Genomic DNA, 4,544 nt, shown 5'->3' with positions numbered 1-4,544 from the left:
GTCTCTATATTAGAATGTGTTTGTGGAAGTCCAGGTTGTTGGGATTTTAATGTAAGGATAACTATTGAGGATGATAAAGTCATCTGGAGTGAATTTGAACAACCTCATAGAAGTGTTGATTCGGCAGGTGGGTATTGGAAATATGATAAAATAAAACCTATTGTGTTCGACAGGAAGCAATATGTAGCTGAACTAAGTAAGATGGCTTAATGCTTTTCGGTAAGGATGACTATACTGCATATCAATTTGGAATTTCATATTACTTGAGGCAGGAGAGGGTAATGGATGATCACTCTGAAAGATATAGGGAAGTTCGCAGAGTTGCCGGAAATTGCGATGCAAATATACGAAGGAAATATGCCGGTTCTGGAGACTGCAATTGCGGCAGGCTGGGATATTGAAGAGGGCATCGTACTTAGCAAATACACGACGTTAAGCCCATTGGATCTGGCGCTTGTATCGGAGAGACTGGATGTTGTAAAGCTGCTGGTAGAACATGGCGTCAATCTGAATGTCAAAAATAATCCGGCTTTTTTGCTGGCAGTACGCTATTGCAAGGAAGACGTCGTTCGCTACGTTGCAGCGCAAGGCGCCAAGCTGGACAAGCTCAATCAAGTCAAATCAGGCGCGTATTCTCAAGCCTACTATGGCAACAAAAAGAATATCCCGCTCATCCACGAGCTTGGGTTGGATATGAAGCAGCATGCCGGTGCTGTTTTGCGCACAGCCGTGTCGGACCATGACCGTAAGACAGTCGCGTATTTACTCGATCATGGGGTGGACATTAATTATAACGAGCCTGATATGGTCTATCCTTATCAAGCGACCCCGTTAACGGTTGCAGTGCGTATGGGCAATCTGGCTATGGTAAAATACTTGGTTGAACGCGGCGCTGACGTTACCTTAGCGGAAAAAGACGGCGAACGGCCGTATACGATAGCGGTCGGCAATAAGCATACGGAGCTGGCTGACTATTTGAAATCTTTGGAACCTACCGAGTTTCATGATGTGGCGAATAAAAAGTACGAGCTACAAAAATATAAATTGTCCGATGAACTGGCCGGCTTTCTTACCGGAGACAAGCTTCGCCTTGAGTTCGCGCCGAATGAATACGAAATCGCGTATATCGATTTCTTCACATTGACCGATACGATTGAGATGAAGGTCGGCCGGCAAAAGCTGCTGCGTCTGTCAGCCGATATCGATAATTACTCCCATCTGTATCTAGTGTGGAATCCGAAGAAAAAAGGTCAAATAGGCTGTTATGACGTGGAACATAAGGAGTATGCGGACTTTTGCAGCTTTGCGGAGTTTCTGGCGCAGCCTGAAATGTACCTTATCAAGTATATGGAAGGTGAATTGTAAATGAAGAACCGCTATCTATTACGCCCGTAGAGGAGGACAGCAGCGGTCTTTTCGCATTCATGGTAATTAATAGTCAGCAGCCTCACACCCATAACGAGAAGAGGTAGAATAATGGAAAAAGCCCTTTTGGAGCAGCTAAACCTTTGGCATCGAGATAAAGAATATGAAAAAATTATAGCCGTAATTTTGGAAATATCTGAACGAGAAAGAGATTATGATGCAGTCGGTCATTTGGCAAGAGCGATGAACAATCTGGAACGTTACGAAGAAGCGGTGCAGCAGCTTTTGACGATTGATAAGCAAGGTGAGAACGACCCTCTTTGGCATTTCCGTTTGGGTTATTCCTATTATTACCTGTCGCAGTATGAGGAAGCAGTAAGAGAGTTTGAAATCGCGAATAAACTTGACCCCGAGGATAAAAGTGCATTGATGTTTTTAGATTGGAGCCTTAATAGTATCGGAAAGCAAAAGAAACGTAATCAAAAGAAGTCGAAGACCGTTCAGACAGCGAGCGAACGGAATTTTGCAGAGAGGATGAAACCTTTTCGGTTAGTAGAGCATGATAGCGGAAATATATCTATGATTTTGGATGTCGGTACTTATAAAGATGAAGTTTTTCAAACAAGGGCAGACGAGGGTTTTGAAGGCGGCGGTTACGATTGGGGTTCTGTGGCTGCTGTTTTTCTTGAGGAAAGAATGCCTCATCTAGCGGATGTCGTGCATTTTGACCCGGAAGCCTCTATGTTCTGCGCTTATTCCGACAATAGAGAGGCTTTGCAAAAATTTGCGATTGAATTTAAGGATGCTTGCGAGGACGATGTCGTATTTAGGGATTTATTCTCCCGCGCTGAATTGGATTGATTTCCCGTAGGTCTATAGATTGATACAAAGCTTTCTTTATCGACTGGAATTTGTAACTCTTAATGCATTTATATAATACGAAATTGATCATGATGATATGAGGTGGAAAAATGTCGGTCACTGGTTGGGTTATTAATGCGAAGTCATTTATAGATGATGATTATGGGTATGTTAATATTKCGACAACATGGAAAGGTAAGGATATGCCATCCAAACCTAAAGAAAATGAAYCAATTGAAGCTATGTGGTCTAAYGAAAGCTTATATGGTGTCATAGGTTCAAAAGTTGGAGATTTCATAGAAACAYATGGTGTGAACGCATCTCTACAAGAAGGAATGTTCACGCACCGCTCCATTGCGGAGCAACTGGTTMAAACTTTTTCAGGACTTAAAGTGAATGAGATACAATGGAAAGGGAATCCGTTAGWACATACATTAAATAACGGCAAACCCCGTATTAAGCGAGCAAAATGGTTACCAGAAAAAGAAGTTGACATTGTTTATATTTATTCTGACACGTATGTTGATGTTAATAACCCTCAACCTGTTAATACCGATTTCTTTACAGCAATAAGAGCGGAAATAGACTATGAGAACAACTGGTTGATGTGTACACAGCAAACAAAAGAAAAACTTGAAGCTATGAAATTTAAAAACATTAGAATAGTTGAAAGTACAATTAAAGGGTAATGTTCATCAGATAAAATAAGCATTACATACCAAATTCTCAAAATTGAACTTTACGTAAGTACCAACATTTTCTACACAAACATATGACGAGGTGGATAGCATTCTGGATTTGGCCAGTCATGTATGGAGCAAACTGGATGGTCCTTTCGGCTCTGCCGAGAAAGGATTTACCTGAAATTGAGTCTGTTAAAAATAAAGTTTTTTCAATGTTATCCATGCGCGGAATTTCAAAACCAGTGGAAACATTATATGAATCAATGGATTCCAAGCCATATGTTCATGTTTCGTATCTAGAAGGTGAGAAATTCGATTCATTATTTAATAAGTTTGTAGTAACTGATAATCCTTTATGGAAAAAGAAAAATTGATATTTATTATGTATCTGTACTTCGATAATAGGATAGATTCATCGAGGGATAGTTATTCATTCAAGCATTGGATATATGATGCCTAACTAGCGTGAACGCACGTACCGTTCTGTACCTTAATTTTCTCGATTCTATGTGTCCATTCTATTAACAGAGGTACAAATTACAATCCTAAAAGAAAGTGGGGAAGAACATGTACATAAGCAAATGGTGGGGAGATTTAATTGGCGGTTCCGATGATTCGCTGGCATTAATAGACTATTTGGAACAATTGGACTTAACGGATGTGACGCTCAATCAGATTTTAACGGACTTGGGTTTCGATGTTCTACTTTCTGAAGGAGACTTGAAATACGGTGGAAATATTGGATTTGATAGGAAAAGTGCTAACGGCTCGTTTCGGGTAGAGCTTGATATTGCCTGCAGTGCTCTAATCGATCTTTCAGCCATTGTGTTGGAGTGTCTTAAATCAGGTTATGTCGATTTGCATGATTTGGATGAGTCTAGGCAGCCGTGCAAACTTTATATTGACGCCTCCGAAGAAAAAAGAAACCTGCTTCGGGATGAATTGGACAAGTTTTCCCGCAATCCGCTGTCCTACGATTTAGCCAAACTTGTTCCGACCGATGATATGAGGGACCTTGCAGAAAAGGCGAAAATAATCGCAGATGAGCTGTAATTTTGCTAACAGTGAACGATAACTCATTAGACAACTGCTAGTCTTATTCAAGGAATGTATTTTAACGGGAAATTATGAATAGTGTACCGATAAGTGAGGGGTTAAAATGACTCTAGAAAAAAGAATAACTGGATTGTGGTCAGTTGATGATTTATATGCGCCAGGTGCCATGGAAGACATTTTGGTTGTTTTCCTGCCAAGTGGTGAGGGCTGGTTATACTTTGCCCACCCATGTGAAAATATGGTTGAAAAATTTATTTGGAATATCGATCCATTTAATTTACTTCATATCAGAGGAACTACTTCATCCCTTTATTATGACGTAGATGAAGATCACGAGTTAGCAAAAGATAGTTATTTCGACAAAAATTCTGATTTGATCATTCATGACATTAAAGTGGAGGTTTCCGTCGAGTTTACCCCTCGAGGAGAGAACGAGGTTATTTCATTTTCTAAACCGTTGTGGGATTCAGAAGATAAATTTGCACTAGTACATAGAGACTTTGATCGAATTATTCCGCCTATATTTGACCTGTAAGTATATATTTAAAATGATCATTGAACTAACAGAGAACTTGATAT

7 protein-coding genes are annotated in these 4,544 nt (G+C 40.1%); all 7 read left to right on the top strand.

What is annotated here, in order from left to right; all coding sequences use genetic code 11:
• A partial coding sequence (locus tag AC1DWN_RS28625; protein ID WP_477562279.1) for a hypothetical protein occupies positions 1-210 on the top strand: 210 nt, incomplete at its 5' end.
• A 75-nt stretch (positions 211-285) separates the two neighbouring features.
• Entirely contained in the window at positions 286-1,365 is a 1,080-nt protein-coding gene (locus AC1DWN_RS28620) for an ankyrin repeat domain-containing protein (RefSeq protein WP_477562278.1), read from the top strand.
• A gap of 111 nt (positions 1,366-1,476) precedes the next feature.
• Complete coding sequence (locus AC1DWN_RS28615; RefSeq protein ID WP_477562277.1) at positions 1,477-2,226, top strand: Imm51 family immunity protein; 750 nt, start codon at positions 1,477-1,479, stop codon at positions 2,224-2,226.
• A 110-nt stretch (positions 2,227-2,336) separates the two neighbouring features.
• Entirely contained in the window at positions 2,337-2,915 is a 579-nt protein-coding gene (locus AC1DWN_RS28610; RefSeq protein ID WP_477562276.1) for a hypothetical protein, read from the top strand.
• 119 nt (positions 2,916-3,034) lie between these two features.
• Entirely contained in the window at positions 3,035-3,283 is a 249-nt protein-coding gene (locus AC1DWN_RS28605; protein ID WP_477562275.1) for a hypothetical protein, read from the top strand.
• A gap of 193 nt (positions 3,284-3,476) precedes the next feature.
• Positions 3,477-3,962 carry an imm68 putative immunity domain-containing protein gene (locus AC1DWN_RS28600; protein ID WP_477562274.1) on the top strand — a complete coding sequence of 162 codons (486 nt, stop codon included), beginning with the start codon at positions 3,477-3,479 and terminating at the stop codon, positions 3,960-3,962.
• A 106-nt stretch (positions 3,963-4,068) separates the two neighbouring features.
• Entirely contained in the window at positions 4,069-4,500 is a 432-nt protein-coding gene (locus tag AC1DWN_RS28595) for a hypothetical protein (RefSeq protein ID WP_477562273.1), read from the top strand.
• The last annotated feature ends 44 nt before the right edge of the window (positions 4,501-4,544 follow it).

The sequence above is a fragment of the Paenibacillus sp. P4_A7 genome (genome assembly GCF_056402455.1).
This window is presented reverse-complemented; position numbering and strand designations above follow the sequence as displayed.

Bases quoted from the DNA above. Each gene is read 5' to 3' on its own strand.
- AC1DWN_RS28605 (WP_477562275.1), top strand. From the start codon at position 3,035: ATGTATGGAGCAAACTGGATGGTCCTTTCGGCTCTGCCGAGAAAGGAT.
- AC1DWN_RS28615 (WP_477562277.1), top strand. From the start codon at position 1,477: ATGGAAAAAGCCCTTTTGGAGCAGCTAAACCTTTGGCATCGAGATAAA.
- AC1DWN_RS28620 (WP_477562278.1), top strand. From the start codon at position 286: ATGATCACTCTGAAAGATATAGGGAAGTTCGCAGAGTTGCCGGAAATT.
- AC1DWN_RS28595 (WP_477562273.1), top strand. From the start codon at position 4,069: ATGACTCTAGAAAAAAGAATAACTGGATTGTGGTCAGTTGATGATTTA.
- AC1DWN_RS28600 (WP_477562274.1), top strand. From the start codon at position 3,477: ATGTACATAAGCAAATGGTGGGGAGATTTAATTGGCGGTTCCGATGAT.